The organism is Paenibacillus cisolokensis, from assembly GCF_018403665.1.
In the GTDB taxonomy this organism is placed as follows: Bacteria; Bacillota; Bacilli; order Paenibacillales; family Paenibacillaceae; genus Paenibacillus_AH; species Paenibacillus_AH cisolokensis.
On record NZ_BOVJ01000058.1, the window covers coordinates 1 to 16,093 of the forward strand.

Consider the following 16,093-nt stretch of genomic DNA (forward strand, 5'->3'; position numbering starts at 1 on the left):
AAAACTGCATTATCGCAGGAATTTTCCCGTTTTGGTTATTTTATCCCTGAAAAAGTTGCACTTTTGCAGCTTTGTTCTTTTATTGGGTTTCTATCTTCCGGATGCTGGCCGCTGCGGTGCCGGAGTAAAGCAATTTCGAGACAGGTGGCAGTTCACAGCGGGGCGAGGGCGAATTGAGCCCTGGCCGCCATGTCGTCTTTTGTTCATATAAGCATTTATCGCGAAACAGTATCGTCCTCAGACAGAGACGCCGTCAGGCGTTTTTCTTATTTTATAGTGCTTGTATCTTTCAGATTCCAGCAGCCGCGGAGCCGGAGTAAAGCAATTTCGGGATTGGTGGCAATGGCGCGAGCGAATAAGGCCCTCGAGGCTCGCAATCGGACGCACAGCGAGGATAGATCGAGCGAATAAGGCCTTGGAGGTCACAATCAGTCGTACGGAGGGGGTGACGCTGGCGAATAGGGCCCTCGAGGTTCGCAATCGGACGCACAGCGGGAGCCTGATCGCCATCCTGTTGTCTTTGCCGAACATGCGATGGGCGTGAAACAAAAGACAACCACCATTACCGTCCAAAGCGGTGATGGTGGTTGTCTGGTGTTCGATAGTGATTCCGATTTAAAAATCGGTAAACGGGATTCCCGCATAAAAGCGGCGGTCCGGTTATGGATGTCCCGAAACAAGCCGATGAGGGACGGCGGTCCGATTAATGGATGTCCCGGAACAAGCCGATGACTTTCCCGAGAATGGTGACGTTTTTCAGCAATATCGGTTCCATCGTCGAGTTTTCCGGCTGCAGCCGGATATGATCGCGTTCCTTATAGAACGTTTTGACGGTCGCTTCGTCATCTTCGTTCATCGCCACGACGATGTCGCCGTTGTTGGCCGTCGATTGCTGCCTGACGATGACGTAATCGCCGTCGTGAATGCCGGCTTCGATCATGCTGTCACCGACGACATTAAGTATGAATACTTCATGATCCCCTACGAAATGGGCGGGGAGCGGAAAATAGTCCTCAATGTTCTCCGTAGCCGTAATCGGTACGCCCGCCGTTACTTTCCCGACAACGGGGACTTTGGCCACGGCGACCGGAAACGGAATTTCGTTCTCGTCCTGATCGAGAATTTCGATGGCGCGCGGTTTGGTCGGGTCCCGGCGGATGAGCCCTTTCTTCTCCAACCGGTCCAGATGACCGTGTACGGTTGAGCTGGAGGCTAGTCCCACCGCTTCGCCAATTTCACGGACGGAAGGCGGATAGCCTTTCTCCCGTACTTCGTTCTTGATGAACTCAAGAATTGCCTGCTGGCGGTTGGAAATCTTCGACACCGTCATCACTCCATTAGTTGATTTGGTTACTATTCTAACATAGAACCCGAGTTCGTACAAACATAAGTTCGAGAAACACGGGTTCGCATTTTTATAAAAAATCGGGAACAAATGTTCTGAAAACCGATTGACCTCAAACATATGTTCGTGATATATTCTGATTACAGAACAAATGTTTGGGGTGTTGAACGATGACGATTCATACGACAACGTACCGCAGCATATATGACAGAGATCGGAAAAAGAATTGCGTAGCGCTTTCCCGGACAGGTACGGCAACCGTTGGCAAGGGCTTCGTCCGGCTTCTCGCCGCGCTGGCGCTGCTGGCGTTTTTGTCCATTGCTTTTTCATTCTGGGTATCGGACGCTTCCGGCGTATCCCCGAAGCCTGCCGGTGCGGGAGAGAAGACGATTATCGTCGCTCCAGGCGACACGCTTTGGAGCATCGCGCTGGCCCATCCGGACGGGAACGGCGACATTCAAAGGCGCATTTATGAACTGAAGAAGCGCAACGGTTTGGATTCGTCCAACATCGTGCCGGGAATGTCGCTGATCGTGCCCGATCTGCGATGAGCCGCAGGCTTGGGACAGACGGTTCCCTGACCCCGGACCTGCGGAATATTCGGCCGGTGTGAAGACCGGTCGTTTTTATTTGCCCTTGCTTTCCCGCTGCCTTGACAATGGATATAAGAAGATGTCAAAGTAATAGATAGTTCCGGCGAAGCAGGAGAGGAGTGAGTGCAGGTGGAGAAACTGATCGCCCGGATCAACGAGCTGTCCCGCAAACAGAAAAGCGTCGGGTTGAGCGAAGAGGAAATAGTGGAACGGGACAAGCTCAGGCAGCAATATCTTGCGAACTTCAGACGCAATTTCCGCAATCAGCTCGATTCGATCAAGTGGGCGGACGAAGAGGACCGGCCTTCGGTCAAGCATTAGCACGCCGAAACCGCTTCATCCATAACAGGGAGGAAATGATTCGTGTCGCGAACGTGGGAGCGCAAGGTGCGCAAAAATTCCGCGCAATTGAACAAAGCGAGAAAAAACAGGGGCTTAAAGCAATGACGCCCGCAGCCGATCAGGCCGAACGTTTTGTCGGACGCAATTATATCGGGCCGGCGCTGATCGTCATGCTGACCGTGTTCTATGCGATTCTCGGCCAGGCGAATACGGCAATGCAGGAGGACGGGACGTTCTACTGGCTCGTCATCGTTATGTATTTGCTGCTTGCGGTGCTGTTCTTTTTCCGGCGGCCGTACCTGGCGGTGGGCAAAGATTATGTCCAAACGCGCAAATGGACCGGCGACAAACGACTGCAAGCGTCCGATATCCGAAGCATCCGGGTGCAGCCGGGCTATGTCGTGATCGAACACAAAAAAGGAAACTGGGTGTTCTCGCGGGTAATGAACCGTTATCCGACCGATGAGATGGCAGCCAGGCTGACTACGTTTGCGCAGCAGCATAAGATCGAAATGAAACAACTGTAGGTGACGATTTGGGGGAGTAAGGGAAATGGCGAAACAAGCGGTTTTATTTGACCTTGACGATACGCTGCTGTGGGACGAGCGGAGCGTGGCGGAAGCGTTTCAGGCGACATGCCGTGTAGCGGCGGAGAAGCGCGGTGTCGATCCGGATGCGCTGGAGGAGGCGGTCAGGCGCGAGGCGCGAGCGCTGTACGAATCGTATGAGACGTTCCCGTTTACGAAAATGATCGGCATTAACCCGTTCGAAGGGTTGTGGGCCCGTTTCAGTGAAGGAGAACAGGACGAATTTCGCAAGCTGGAACGGATCGCTCCGACATATCGAAAGCAGGCGTGGACGCGCGGGCTGAAAGCGCTCGGCGTGGACGACGAGCAGCTCGGCGCCGAACTGGCGGAACGGTTCCCGGCTGAGCGGCGTGCTCGTCCGCTCGTATACGATGAAACGTTCCGGGTACTGGACATGTTGAAAGGCTCCTATAGACTGCTGCTGCTGACGAACGGTTCGCCGGATTTGCAGAAAGAGAAGCTGGCTGGCGTACCGGAGTTGGCACCGTATTTCGACCACATTGTCATTTCTGGCGAATTCGGGGAAGGCAAACCCGCCGTCAGCATCTTTCGCCATGCGTTGGCGCTTCTTGGCCACGAGCCTGAAGATTGCGTCATGGTAGGGGACAAGCTGACGACCGATATTAAAGGAGCCAACGCCGCAGGCATTACGAGCGTCTGGATTAACCGCGACAACAAGGCGCGCGCAGACGATATTGTGCCGGATTACGAAATCCGCAATCTGGAAGAGCTGCTGCCGTTGTTAAAGGCGTAAACGGTTGGCCAGAATAGAGAAGCGCACCCGCTCCGGTTTGCCGGAAGCGGGTGCGCCTGCCTGTTGCGTCATTGCGGGACGCTTTTTAAGCTTCTTTGCTGAACGCGGGATCGTCGTACGGTTCGGCGATCCAGCCGGCCGGTTCGATGAAAAGACGGACGGCGACGATTTGACGATTTTCCATCAGCGTGAAAAAGTGCGGTTTTTTCTCCGGTACGGAAATGACGTCGCCAGCTTCCAGCTCGACATCGAAATATCCGACATCCTCGGTACCCTTAATAACAAAGATGCCTTTGCCGGCCGTAATCGCGCGAACTTCGTCCTCGGTATGCGTGTGAACCTGTTCGAACTTCTTGAGCAGCTCGTCCAGATTCGGCGTAGCATCTGACAATGCGACGATGTCCCACGTTTTATAGCCGCGGCGCTCGGCCAAATCGCGAATTTCTTCGTCGTATGCCGACAAAATCTGATTTTTTTCCTCATCGGTCAAAACGAACTTTTCTTTCAGCTCGTCCGGCAGCTTTTCCGTATTCCAATGCTCGTACAATACTTCCTGCTTTTCCAGAAAGGCGCGCACGTTCTCTTCGCCCGAAATGCGTTCGCCCGTGTTGCGGATTCGAATCTCTGCCATGTTCATTCCCTCTTTTCCTATATGAAATTAACCTTATACTTCATCATTATAGTTCAAAAAGGCGCGGTTGTCGACAGAATGACCTTTTCACCTTATCATTAATCTGGTACACTAATGGTTAACGATTTTCGGGAAGGATGTTATGCAATTTTGTCGAAACTGACTTTACAACAATTGATGTGGCAGCGCATTCTCATCCTTGATGGCGCGATGGGGACGATGATCCAGCAGGCGAATCTGACTGCTGACGATTTTGGCGGAGAAGCGCTTGACGGCTGCAACGAAATGCTCGTACTGACGCGGCCGGATGTCATCCGCTCGATACATGAGCAATATTTGGAAGCCGGTGCCGACATTGTGGAGACGAATACGTTCGGGGCTACGGCTATCGTTCTCAGCGAATACGATATTCCCGAGAAAGCGCGGGAAATCAATCTGGCGGCGGCAGCGATTGCGCGCGAAGCCGCGGACAAATATTCGACGCCCGACAAGCCGCGTTTTGTGGCCGGCGCGATGGGGCCGACGACGAAGACGCTGTCCGTTACCGGAGGCGTCACGTTCGACGAATTGGTGGATAGTTATTACGAGCAGGCGCTGGCTCTCATCGACGGCGGAGTCGATGCGCTGCTGCTCGAGACGAGCCAGGACACGCTGAACGTGAAAGCGGGAAGCATCGGCATCCGCAAGGCGTTCGCCGCGGCCGGGCGCGAGCTGCCGGTGATGATTTCGGGGACGATCGAGCCGATGGGAACGACGCTGGCGGGACAAAATATCGAGTCGTTCTATATTTCGCTCGAGCATCTGAATCCGATATCGATTGGGCTGAATTGCGCGACCGGCCCCGAATTTATGCGCGACCATATCCGGACGCTCAGCGAAATCGCCAAATCGGCGGTCAGCTGCTATCCGAATGCCGGTTTGCCGGACGAGAACGGCCATTATCACGAATCGCCGGCTTCGCTTGCGACCAAGATGGCCGCATTCGCGGAACAAGGCTGGCTGAATATCGCCGGCGGCTGCTGCGGCACGACACCGGCGCATATCCGGGCGCTGGCCGAAACGCTCGCAAAGTACGAGCCGCGCAAGCGCCGCGGCGAGCATCCGCCGGCTGTCTCGGGCATTGAGACGGTATATATTGAAAAGGACAACCGACCCTATATGGTCGGCGAACGCACCAACGTGCTCGGCTCCCGCAAATTCAAGCGGCTGATCGCGGAAGGGAAATATGAAGAAGCGGCCGAAATCGCACGGGCGCAGGTGAAGAACGGAGCGCATGTTATCGACGTCTGCCTGCAGGACCCGGATCGCGACGAAATGACCGATATGAAGCGGTTTTTGGAACTGGTTGTCAAAAAAGTGAAAGTGCCGCTCGTTATCGATACGACAGATCCCAAAGTGATCGATGTGGCGCTTACCTATTCGCAAGGCAAAGCGATCATCAATTCGATCAATCTGGAAGACGGCGAAGAAAAATTCGAGAAAGTGGTGCCGCTGATTCACAAATACGGCGCTGCCGCCGTCGTCGGCACGATCGATGAGCGCGGACAGGCGATTACCCGCGAAGACAAGCTGGCGGTTGCGAAGCGCTCTTACGAGCTGCTGACCGGAAAATACGGTATGAAGCCGGAAGATATTATTTTCGATCCGCTTGTCTTTCCGGTCGGCACGGGGGACGAGCAATATATCGGTTCGGCCAAGGAGACGATCGAAGGCATTCGTCTTATCAAGGAGGCGATGCCGGAGTGCCAGACGATTCTCGGCATCAGCAACGTTTCGTTCGGCCTGCCGGAGGCGGGCAGAGAGGTGCTGAATTCCGTCTTTCTGTACGAATGTACGAAGGCGGGACTCGATTACGCTATCGTCAACACGGAGAAGCTGGAGCGTTACGCCTCTATTCCCGAGGAGGAGCGTCGGCTGGCGGAGGCGCTCATCTACGATACGAACGACGAAACGCTGGCAGCGTTCGTCGCCGCGTTCCGCGACAAAAAAGTGGCGAAGAAAGAAAAGGCGGCCAACCTGCCGCTGGAGGAGCGGCTCGCTTCGTACGTGGTCGAAGGAACGAAGGAAGGGCTGATTCCGGATCTGGACGAAGCGCTGACCAAATATAGTCCGCTAGAAATTATTAACGGCCCGCTGATGAAAGGGATGGAAGAAGTCGGCCGACTGTTCAACAATAACGAATTGATCGTCGCCGAGGTGCTGCAGAGCGCGGAAGTAATGAAAGCGTCCGTCGCCTATCTGGAGCCATTCATGGAGAAAAACGAAACGTCCGTCAAAGGGAAAATCATTCTTGCGACGGTAAAAGGCGACGTCCATGACATCGGCAAAAACCTGGTTGAAATTATTTTATCCAACAACGGCTATCAGATTATCAACCTGGGCATCAAGGTTCCGCCGGAGCAACTGATCGAGGCGTATCGTGCCGAGAAGGCCGACGCGATCGGGCTCTCGGGACTGCTCGTCAAATCCGCGCAGCAGATGGTCGTTACCGCGCAGGATTTGCGCAATGCGGGAATCGACGTACCGATTCTTGTCGGCGGCGCGGCCTTGACGCGGAAGTTTACGAAAACGAGAATCGCGCCCGAATACGACGGGCTCGTCTTGTACGCGAAGGATGCGATGGACGGACTCGATATCGCCAACAAGCTGATGGATCGCGAGCAGCGAAGCTTGCTGGAGCGGGAACATGCCGAAGCCATGGCGGCGATTGCAAGCGGAGCGGAGGAGAAAACGGCGCTGCCGAAGCAGACGCGGGCCGTCCGCTCCAACATTTCGCAGGACGCTCCGGTGTTCGTGCCGCCGGATTTCGAACGCCATGTGCTGCGCGACGTGCCGATTTCGCACATCGTACCGTATGTCAATATGCAGATGCTGCTCGGTCACCATCTCGGCGTGCGCGGGAAGGTCGAGCAGCTGCTGCAGGAAGGCGATCCGAAAACGGTGGAATTGAAGGAAACGGTTGACGAAATTCTCCGGGAAGCGAACGCGAACGGCATTATCCGCGCCCACGCCATGTACCGGTTTTCCCGGCGCAATCGTCGGGCAACGACATTCTCGTGTATGATCCGGCCGATCATTCGAAGGTGTTGAAGCGATTCGCGTTCCCGCGCCAGCAGACGGAGCCTTATCTCTGTCTGGCCGATTTTCTGAAATCGACGGACAGCGGCGTGATGGACTATGTCGGCTTCCTCGTCGTTACCGCCGGACAAGGGATTCGCGAGCTGTCTTCGGAATGGAAAGATAAAGGCGAATATTTGCGTTCCCATGCGCTGCAGGCTGTGGCGCTGGAAGTGGCCGAAGGGTTGGCCGAACGCGTTCATCACATGATGCGGGACGTATGGGGATTCCCCGATCCGCCGGACATGACGATGAAGCAGCGGTTCGGCGCCCGGTATCAGGGCATCCGCGTCTCATTCGGATACCCTGCATGTCCGAATCTGGAAGATCAGGCGCTGTTGTTCGATTTGATGAAGCCGGAAGATATCGGCGTCCGTCTGACCGACGGCTTCATGATGGAGCCGGAGGCGTCGGTATCGGCCATGGTATTCGCCCATCCGGAAGCGCAATATTTCAACGTAGAGAAAGTGTAACGGGATGAAGACCGTCCGGCCGGCGAAGCTGCGGGCCGGCGGCGAGAGCGGCGGAAAGCGGGAAGAAGGATCGGGCTCCTCTTCCCGCTTTCGTTTTATTGTCCGGGCAGAGATGGTAAAATAACAAAAGTCCATTTGGCAAAAGCTAGAGCGAGGGGGTAACGGCTGATGGAACTGCTGTTTTGGGTACGGGGGCAGGGCGCCCCTCGAAAGACCGCAACGTCAGCGCCGCAGCTCTCGTGTTCCCCGAACGGGGCGGCGCGTTCTGGCTGTTCGACGCCGGCGAAGGCACGCAGCATCAGCTGATGCGCACGCCGCTCAAGCTGAACAAGCTGGAGGCGGTCTTCATCACGCATCTGCATGGCGACCATCTGTTCGGCTTGCCCGGCTTGCTCAGCAGCCGGTCGTACCATGAAGGAGCCGGCGATCTCCCGCTGTTCGGCCCGCCCGGCATCAAGTCGTTTCTGGACGCGGTATTCGCCATTACAGGCACGCATCTCGAATACCGCCTGGACATACGCGAGGCCGTTGCGGGGCCTATATGGGACGACGGCACATGGTCGGTGCGATGCGCGCCGCTGGATCATCGTATTCCGTGTCTCGGCTATCGGATCGAAGAAAGGGATCGGCCCGGACGGCTCGACTCGGAGCGGGCGAGACAACTGGGCGTGCCCTTCGGGCCGTTGTTCGGCGCTCTGAAGCGGGGCGAAGACGTCGAACTGCCTGACGGCACGATCGTCCGGTCGCGCGATGTCGTCGGCCCGCCTATCAAAGGCCGGGTCGTGACGCTGCTTGGCGATACGAAGCCGTGTCCGGAAGCGGTTCTTCTAGCAGAAGGGGCGGACTTGCTCGTTCACGAAGCGACCTTTGCCGCCGGCATGGAGGAGAAAGCGGCGAAGTACGGTCATTCCACGACAGGGCAAGCGGCGGAGACGGCAAAGAAGGCGGGGGCGAAGCGGCTTGTCATGACCCATTTCAGTCACCGGTACCGGATGGAGGATCTGGCGTCTCTCGAAAACGAGGCGCGAAAGGTGTTTCCCGAAACGGTAGCTGCCTGCGATCTGAAGGCGATCGATATTCCGTTCCGATCCGAATGATTCGAAATGGACGCTAGCAACAACAATCGAGCCTGAAGCTTCCGGTAATCCGGCCTTCAGGCTCGATTGTCGTTGCTGAACTTGGCGTTCGGCTTGAGAAATCAATCGTTCGCTTCGTCGCGAATTTCGTTTTTCATGCTCTGCATGCTGTTTTTGCGTCGTTCGTTTTTCGCTTGTATCGCGTCGCGCTCTCCGGAAGATATTTCGTCCGCAAACTCGTTCAAGTAGTCTTCCGCTTCGTGCAAATTTTCCTCGGTATTTTGGACCGCCTGCTGCAAGCGCTCGACGTTGTCCTCCCGATTGTCAGGTTTCGGCGTCATTTTCAGCATCCTCCTGTCCGTCGCGTTTTCGGGCCGCCGCCCGGCGGCAGCCGGACGGCAGTTCCCCGCATTAGGATGCTGCCGTGATAACCCGATTATACGGAAGGCGTCAAGGAGCCGCAGACCAGATCAGTTCGTCCACAGTGAGGCGCGAAGTCGGCTTCTCGCGTTCCTGCAGTTGTTCGGGAAGGTCGGCCGGATTGCCTTTGTGGCCGAGCGCGACCACGATCCGCGGCTCCAGATCGTCCGGCAAGCCGAGCGTTTCGCGCGCTTTGGCGGCATCGAAGCCGCCCATTGCACGGGTAATAAGCCCTCTGCGCGCCGCCTCCAGCGCGAGGTAACCCCAGGCTGCGCCCGTGTCGAAGACGTGGGCGCGGTTCGGCTGGCCATCCGCTCTTGTCGTCTTGGACATAACGAGCAACAGCACCGGCGCCTTCGTGCACCAGGTCAGGTTGCCCGGCGCGATAAACGAGTAGAATTTCTCCAGCTGCTCTTTCGTCTCCGCGATTAAAAATCTCCACGGCTGATCGTTCAAGCTGGAAGGAGCCCAGCGGGCCGCCTCGAGCACGGCCAGCAGGTCTTCGCGGTCGACCGGACGGCTGTCGAACGCGCGGGACGACCAGCGATTGACGAAAAGCGGGCTGATGGGCTGTTCCGGATGACGATATTGGGCTACAATCGGAGCGATGGATTGTTCAGCGGTCTGGCTCATGGATGTCCACCTTTCATTCAAAATCTTGATTGTTTTGCGGTTTTGCCGCTTTTCCCGGGAAAGCGCACGATGCGACAGATTGCGCGCCGATATGACGGGTGTGCCGGAAAAAGGGAATTGCAACGCGAACATGCATTCTGTAAAATGGAAAGAAACATAGGTTGCAACTTACAATTATAGCATGTACGGACAGTACTTGAAACCAGCGCTTACTTTCTAGGTATAAGGGAGAGGACGGTTATGAACCGTTGGACGGGGAAAGCGGCCAGCCTTGAAGAGTGGCTGAACGAATTGCGCCAAGACCCCGAGATTATGAGCAATGTGACGCATTGGCAGACGATACCGGCCCGCGAGGCCCGAACAGTGCCGCTGCCGGAAGGTCTCGACGCCAGACTGGCCGGGGCGCTAAGATCGAAAGGCATCGAGTCGCTGTTCACCCATCAGGGGGAAGCGTTCGATGCGGTTCGCAGGGGCGAGCACGTCGTGACGGTGACGCCGACCGCTTCGGGCAAAACGCTATGCTACAATTTGCCTGTCCTGCAGTCGCTTCTGGAACGGCCGGACGGAAGAGCGCTGTATATGTTTCCGACGAAGGCGCTCGCGCAGGACCAGGTATCGGAGCTGCAGCAGCTCGCGGATTTGATGGGCGCCGATATCAAGACGCATACGTACGACGGCGATACGCCGCCGACAGTCAGGCAGGCGATCCGCAACGCCGGGCATATCGTCGTAACCAATCCGGACATGCTGCATTCCGCCATTCTGCCGCATCATACGAAATGGGTCAAGCTGTTTGAAAATATCCGTTACGTCATTATCGACGAGCTGCACGCTTACAGAGGCATTTTCGGCAGCCATGTAGCCAACGTAATCCGCAGGTTGAAGCGGATTTGCCGGTTTTACGGTTCAAATCCGCAATTTATTTGCGCATCGGCCACGATCGACAACCCGCGGGAACATGCGGAGCGGCTGATCGGCGAACCGGTGACGCTGATCGACAATAACGGCGCGCGATGGGAGAGAAGCATTTTATTTTCTACAATCCGCCCGTTGTGAACCGTCAGCTCGGCATCCGCCGCAGCAGTGTGCTCGAAACGCGCAAGCTGGCGGCGCGGCTGCTGAAACAGGGGGTACAGACGATCGTCTTTGCCCGAAGCCGGGTACGCGTCGAGCTGCTGCTCACCTACTTGCAGGAGCTGGTGAAGGACAAGCTGGGCGACAAAACGATTCGCGGCTATCGCGGCGGCTACTTGCCGAAGCTCCGCCGGGAAATCGAACGCGGGCTGCGTAGCGGGGAAATTCGCGGCGTCGTCAGTACGAATGCGCTCGAGCTCGGCATCGATATCGGCCAGCTTCAAGCCTGCGTGCTCAACGGCTACCCCGGCACGGTGGCGAGCACCTGGCAGCAGTCCGGCCGGGCGGGGAGGCGGCGCGGCTGCTCGGTTACGTTTCTTGTCGCCAGCAGCAATCCGCTCGATCAGTACGTCATTCAGAATCCGGACTTTTTCTTCAACCGTCCGCCCGAACGGGCGCTGATCCATCCGGACAATTTGCTCGTGCTGATCGACCATGTCAAGTGCGCGGCTTACGAGCTGCCGTTTGCGAAAGGGGAACAGTTCGGCGGGGAACCGCTTGAAGATATGCTCGAATTTTTGGCGGAGGAGAAAGTGCTGCACCGGGTGAACGACCGCTGGTTCTGGATGGAGCAGTCGTTTCCCGCTCACAACATATCGCTGCGCTCGGCGGCCCAGGAAAATTTTATCATTATCGATACGACGCATGGCAGCCGCGTGCTCGGCGAAGTGGACCGGTTCAGCGCGCCGACGCTTATCCACGAGGAAGCGATCTACATTCACGAAGGCGTCCAGTACCAGGTCGAAAAACTCGATTACCCGGAGAAGAAAGCCTACGTTCGCGAAGTGAGCGTCGATTATTTCACGGACGCGAATTTGGCGGTTGAGCTCAAGGTGCTGCATGTGGACAAGGAGCGCTCGTCTGGAGGGCTGTTCCGCCAATATGGCGAAGTGACCGTCAACGCCAAACCGACGATTTTCAAAAAAATCCGCTTGCGAACGCACGAAAATATCGGCTCCGGGCCGATCCATCTGCCGGAAGAGGAGCTGCATACGAGCGGCTACTGGTTCTGGTTCGGCGAAGAGGCGGCCGCGGGACGGAGCGCGAACGATATGCAGTGCGCGCTGCTCGGCATCGCGAACGTGCTCGTGCATATCGCGCCGCTCTATCTGATGTGCGATCCGCAGGATATCCGCGTCGTGCCGCAGGTGAAATCGGTACATACGCAGCGGCCGACGATTTATTTTTACGACCGTTATCCGGGCGGCATCGGGCTGAGCGAGCGGCTGTTCGAAGTACATGACGAGCTGCTGGAGAAGGCGAAATCGCTCATTCGAAACTGTACTTGCCTGAGCGGCTGCCCGGCATGCGTCGGGCCGATCGAAGAGGTCGGGCTGCTCGGCAAGTCGCATGCGCTCGAGCTGCTGCAGGCGGTGGAGGCTGCCGTATGAGCGGGCTCAGAGAGCGGATGAACCGGTTGCGGGGACTCGCGCCGCGGCCAGGGAAGCGGGAGCGGACGATACCGATGCGGATCGGAAAGCAGCGACGGCCCCGGACGGAACCGGTATGCGGGTTGCGGACATTTCCGAGGCCGGAAGGAACGAAGCCGGCGGGGGACCCGGCAGGCCCGGAACCGGCGCCGCAGCGGCGGCCGATGCCGTCCCACCGGTTTCGGATGCGGCCGGTGACGCTGACGGTCCGGATGCCGAAGACGAGCCGCTGCATCCCGCCTGGACGGAGCTCGGCGTCAAGCTGGTGACGAATGAGTGGGGCGGCTTTCTGCTGCGCGAAACCCGCTATCCGCAAACGCATTATCACGGAACGCACCGGCTGGGCGAATGGGAGACGTCCGTACGCGGGCTTGCCGCCTTTCATCCGGGCGTATCGGATGAAGGCATCGGGGCGGAGGAAGTGCTGTTTCTCGATCTGGAGACGACGGGACTCGGGGCTGGTGCGGGCAATGTGCCGTTCATGATCGGTCTCGGCTATTGGGACAACGGAAGCTATGTCGTCGAGCAATCGCTCATCCGCCATCCGGCGGAAGAGCGGGCGATGCTGGCCCGGTTGATCGGGCTATTGCCAAGATTCCGCTTTTTGGCCACCTACAACGGACGGACGTTCGATTGGCCGGTGCTGGAAAGCCGCTTTATTCTGAACGGCTTCGGGCGAACGGTGTGGACGCCGCTTCATCTCGATTTTCTTCACCCGTCCCGCAGCGTCTGGCGAAATACGCTGGCCTCGTGCAGATTGAGCCACGTGGAAGAGGAGCGGCTCGGCATCGTCCGCCGGGATGACGTTCCGGGCTCGCTAGCGCCGTCGATTTATTTTCAGTTTTTGGCGGACGGCGACCCGCGCCCGCTTGCGGGCGTGTTTCACCATAACGAAACGGATATGCTTTCCCTTGCCTGTCTGGCGATCCGTTTTGGACATTTGCTGAGCGGCGGACTGGGGACGGCCGTTCCGTTTCCTGACGAACCGGAGGAGATGGTGCGGACGGGACTGTGGCTGGAACGGATGGGCCATGCCGCGGCGGCGGCAGCGCTGTTCGAGAGGGCGAGCGGAAACGAGGACATCGGATATTCGACGCTGATCGCGCTGGCGGCAAGGGATAAGAAGGCTGGAAATTGGCGGCGGGCTGTGTTATTGTGGCAGAGGGCCGCACTAGCAGCCGCGAGCGGCGCGACGTTCTCATGCGAGGCGCATATCGAGCTTGCGATGTTTTACGAGCATAAGATGAAAGACTATGAATCGGCGCTCGCCTACGCGGAGGGCGCCTTTGAACTGATACAGCGCCATCCGCTGCTGCACCGCGGCGGCCGGCAGCGGGCCGAGCTGGAGGCGCTGCGCAAACGCAGAGACCGGCTGCGGCGCAAACTGGAGGCCGCAAAGCCGACGGCGCAGTGACAAGAAAGTTAGCGAATGGTTGCGGTGCGGCTGGTACGGCAGGTGCGGCATTTGATCGAAAGTTTTGCCTTATACTTACAAAAGCGACTTTTCTGCGAAAAGTTTTAGGAGGAATCCGTTTGAAATCCATTCATTTTGCTGTGTTAGGCTTCGGAAACATCGCGAAGACGCATATTACGGCGCTGCGCGCTCTTCCTGTCGTCAAACGTTTGCCGGCGCTTCCGGTACTGGATACGCTTGTTACCCGGAACCCCGACCGGCACCGGCTGCAGGCGGAGGCGATAGGCTTCCGCCGTACGGTATCGTCCGCCGCGGAAGCGGCCGGCGACGAGCGGGTAGACGTATTCGATATTTGCACGCCGAACGCCGTCCATTACGACGATGTGATGTCCGCCCTTGGCGGGGGAAAAAGCATCTATTGCGAAAAGCCGGTGACCGATCGCTACGACCGTTCCCGCCGGCTGCTGGAGGAAATCGAGAAGGCGAATCCGACCGAACAGCTTGCCTTTACGTTTCGTTACCATCCGGCGGTCATGCGCATCCGGGAATGGGTGCGGGCCGGCGTGATCGGCGAGCCGCTGCAGTGCAACATATCGTATCGCCGTTCGGGCTACCTCGATCCCGAGCGTCCCGTCAGTTGGCGGCTGCAAAGCGGTTTGTCCGGGGGCGGCGCGATCAGCGATCTCGGCGTTCATGTGCTTGATCTCATCCGTCACTGGTTCGGCGAGCTGTCGGACGTTTCCGGCATCGCCCGAACGTATGTCAAGGAGCGGGCGGCAGAGGCCGGCTCCGACCGGCGCGTCGCCGTCGATGTGGATGACTGGGCGATGATGCATTACGAAACGGCATCGGGAGTGAGCGGCGCGCTTGAAGTGTCGCGCATTGCTCTCGGCTCCGACGCTTATGAAATCCGGGTTGTCGGGACGAGGGGAAGCCTGACATGCGATCTGGAGCGGCAGACGGTTCCGGACATCCATCTGTTGAAGGGCGGAAGCGCCGCGCCGCCGCAGCCCGATGCGCTCGAGCTGCTGCCCGGCGAGAAGGCGACGATGGGCATTGCGGTCGACGCCCATTTTGCCGCCCTGCATCACTTCCTGCTGCGGCTTGCCGGAGAGGACCGCTGGCCTGATCTGGCGCCGCATATTCGCGACGGGGTGACGGTCGAATACTGGATCGAGCGAATATTGGCCGCCTCGAAGCGGAGCGACGTGGCGGAAACCGGAGGAGACCGGACGTGAAGAAGCCGGACGCAGCGCCGAAAGGGCTGCTGATCGATCTGGACGGCACGCTTTACCACGGAGCACGGCGGATCGACGGCGCGGATGCGTTCATCGCCGATCTGCGGAAGGCGGAACTGCCGTTCCGTTTCGTGACGAACAATTCGTCAGCATCGCCCGACGTCGTCGCCCACCGGCTCGAGGCGATGGGAATTGCGGCGCAGGCGCGGGACGTATGCACGTCCGCTCAGGCCGCCGCCCGGTATATTGCGGAAGAGCGCCCCGGCGCGCGGGTGTTCGTCATCGGCGAGGACGGGTTGCGGGAAGCGGCCGAAGAAGCGGGTCTGGTCCTGACGGAACGGGACCCCGACTATGTGCTGCAGGGCATCGACCGCAAGCTGACATACGATCGAATCGCCGCTGCCGTTCGCCATATTTTGCGGGAGCGCGGTATATATTGACCAACCCCGATTTGCTGCTGCCTTCCGATGACGGCTTGCTGCCGGGAGCCGGCTCGATCGGCGCGATGCTGCGCGCGGCAAGCGGGCAGGAGCCGGTGCTGATCGGCAAGCCGTCGGCGATCCTGATGGATTACGCGCTGCGTGACCTCGGACTGGCGGCTGAAGACGCATGGGTCATCGGCGACAACCTGGCGACGGATATCGCCGCAGGCAAGGCTGCCGGCTGCGGAACCGTGCTCGTGTTGACGGGGCTGACGACGGCAGACAACTTCGAAGCGTACGCCGAGCAGGCAGGCTGCAGGCCCGACGCCGTCTGCGGCGATTTGCACGAGCTTCGCTCGTATATTTCAGCTTTTATTCGGAGATAAGAGAAGCAAGCGGATATGACAGGAAGGAAGAGGAAGCAATGCCGGAACTGCCCGAAATGGAAACTTACCGAAAGCTGCTAGGAGAAAAATCGCCGGAA

At 58.0% G+C, this 16,093-nt stretch carries 13 protein-coding genes and 2 pseudogenes; 11 read left to right on the top strand and 4 right to left on the bottom strand.

Going from position 1 to position 16,093, the window contains the following annotated elements:
* Positions 1-703 precede the first annotated feature (703 nt).
* A complete protein-coding gene (lexA, locus tag PACILC2_RS07920; protein WP_062496813.1) occupies positions 704-1,324 on the bottom strand; it encodes a transcriptional repressor LexA in 621 nt (206 codons plus the stop codon).
* A gap of 191 nt (positions 1,325-1,515) precedes the next feature.
* Here lexA and PACILC2_RS07925 point away from each other — a divergent pair, with 191 nt between their 5' ends.
* The 4 genes from PACILC2_RS07925 to PACILC2_RS07940 all read left to right on the top strand — a co-directional run bounded on the left by PACILC2_RS07925 (position 1,516) and on the right by PACILC2_RS07940 (position 3,621).
* Positions 1,516-1,896: a LysM peptidoglycan-binding domain-containing protein gene (locus tag PACILC2_RS07925; RefSeq protein WP_062492902.1), complete on the top strand. Its 381-nt coding sequence runs from the start codon at positions 1,516-1,518 to the stop codon at positions 1,894-1,896.
* Between the two features lie 165 nt (positions 1,897-2,061).
* Complete coding sequence (locus tag PACILC2_RS07930) at positions 2,062-2,259, top strand: DUF896 domain-containing protein (RefSeq protein WP_062492903.1); 198 nt, start codon at positions 2,062-2,064, stop codon at positions 2,257-2,259.
* 122 nt (positions 2,260-2,381) lie between these two features.
* Entirely contained in the window at positions 2,382-2,807 is a 426-nt protein-coding gene (locus tag PACILC2_RS07935; RefSeq protein ID WP_244863351.1) for a hypothetical protein, read from the top strand.
* A 25-nt stretch (positions 2,808-2,832) separates the two neighbouring features.
* Positions 2,833-3,621 carry an HAD family hydrolase gene (locus tag PACILC2_RS07940; protein WP_213528473.1) on the top strand — a complete coding sequence of 263 codons (789 nt, stop codon included), beginning with the start codon at positions 2,833-2,835 and terminating at the stop codon, positions 3,619-3,621.
* Between the two features lie 85 nt (positions 3,622-3,706).
* Here the strand turns inward: PACILC2_RS07940 and mtnD are convergent, their stop codons facing one another.
* Positions 3,707-4,252 (bottom strand): acireductone dioxygenase, encoded by a 546-nt coding sequence (gene mtnD / locus PACILC2_RS07945; RefSeq protein ID WP_213528474.1) that lies wholly within the window; start codon positions 4,250-4,252, stop codon positions 3,707-3,709.
* Between the two features lie 177 nt (positions 4,253-4,429).
* On the opposite strand from mtnD, the gene metH reads away from it, so the two are divergent.
* The 3 genes from metH to rnz all read left to right on the top strand — a co-directional run bounded on the left by metH (position 4,430) and on the right by rnz (position 8,939).
* Positions 4,430-7,342: a methionine synthase gene (gene metH / locus PACILC2_RS07950; RefSeq protein WP_372447080.1), complete on the top strand. Its 2,913-nt coding sequence runs from the start codon at positions 4,430-4,432 to the stop codon at positions 7,340-7,342.
* The gene (locus tag PACILC2_RS29265; RefSeq protein ID WP_372447079.1) at positions 7,309-7,842 is read left to right on the top strand and encodes a vitamin B12 dependent-methionine synthase activation domain-containing protein; all 534 of its coding nucleotides are present in this window, start codon (positions 7,309-7,311) and stop codon (positions 7,840-7,842) included. Before metH ends, PACILC2_RS29265 begins: the two co-directional genes overlap by 34 nt.
* 182 nt (positions 7,843-8,024) lie before the next feature.
* Complete coding sequence (rnz, locus tag PACILC2_RS07955; RefSeq protein ID WP_213528475.1) at positions 8,025-8,939, top strand: ribonuclease Z; 915 nt, start codon at positions 8,025-8,027, stop codon at positions 8,937-8,939.
* Positions 8,940-9,040: 101 nt separating this feature from the next.
* Here rnz and tlp read toward each other — a convergent pair whose 3' ends face one another.
* Both tlp and PACILC2_RS07965 read right to left on the bottom strand, forming a co-directional pair.
* Positions 9,041-9,259 (bottom strand): small acid-soluble spore protein Tlp, encoded by a 219-nt coding sequence (gene tlp, locus PACILC2_RS07960; RefSeq protein WP_213528476.1) that lies wholly within the window; start codon positions 9,257-9,259, stop codon positions 9,041-9,043.
* 109 nt (positions 9,260-9,368) lie between these two features.
* Positions 9,369-9,971, bottom strand: coding sequence for a nitroreductase family protein (locus PACILC2_RS07965; RefSeq protein ID WP_213528477.1), 603 nt, complete (start codon positions 9,969-9,971; stop codon positions 9,369-9,371).
* A gap of 240 nt (positions 9,972-10,211) precedes the next feature.
* Between PACILC2_RS07965 and PACILC2_RS07970 the strand changes: the two are divergent.
* From PACILC2_RS07970 to nucF, 4 genes and pseudogenes are all read left to right on the top strand, one after another.
* Positions 10,212-12,496, top strand: a pseudogene (locus tag PACILC2_RS07970) (DEAD/DEAH box helicase).
* Between the two features lie 115 nt (positions 12,497-12,611).
* Complete coding sequence (locus tag PACILC2_RS07975; RefSeq protein ID WP_213528478.1) at positions 12,612-13,949, top strand: ribonuclease H-like domain-containing protein; 1,338 nt, start codon at positions 12,612-12,614, stop codon at positions 13,947-13,949.
* Positions 13,950-14,068: 119 nt separating this feature from the next.
* The gene (locus PACILC2_RS07980; protein ID WP_213528479.1) at positions 14,069-15,187 is read left to right on the top strand and encodes a Gfo/Idh/MocA family protein; all 1,119 of its coding nucleotides are present in this window, start codon (positions 14,069-14,071) and stop codon (positions 15,185-15,187) included.
* Positions 15,184-15,995 (top strand): annotated as a pseudogene (nucF, locus tag PACILC2_RS07985) (5' nucleotidase NucF). Before PACILC2_RS07980 ends, nucF begins: the two are co-directional and overlap by 4 nt.
* Positions 15,996-16,093 lie beyond the last annotated feature (98 nt).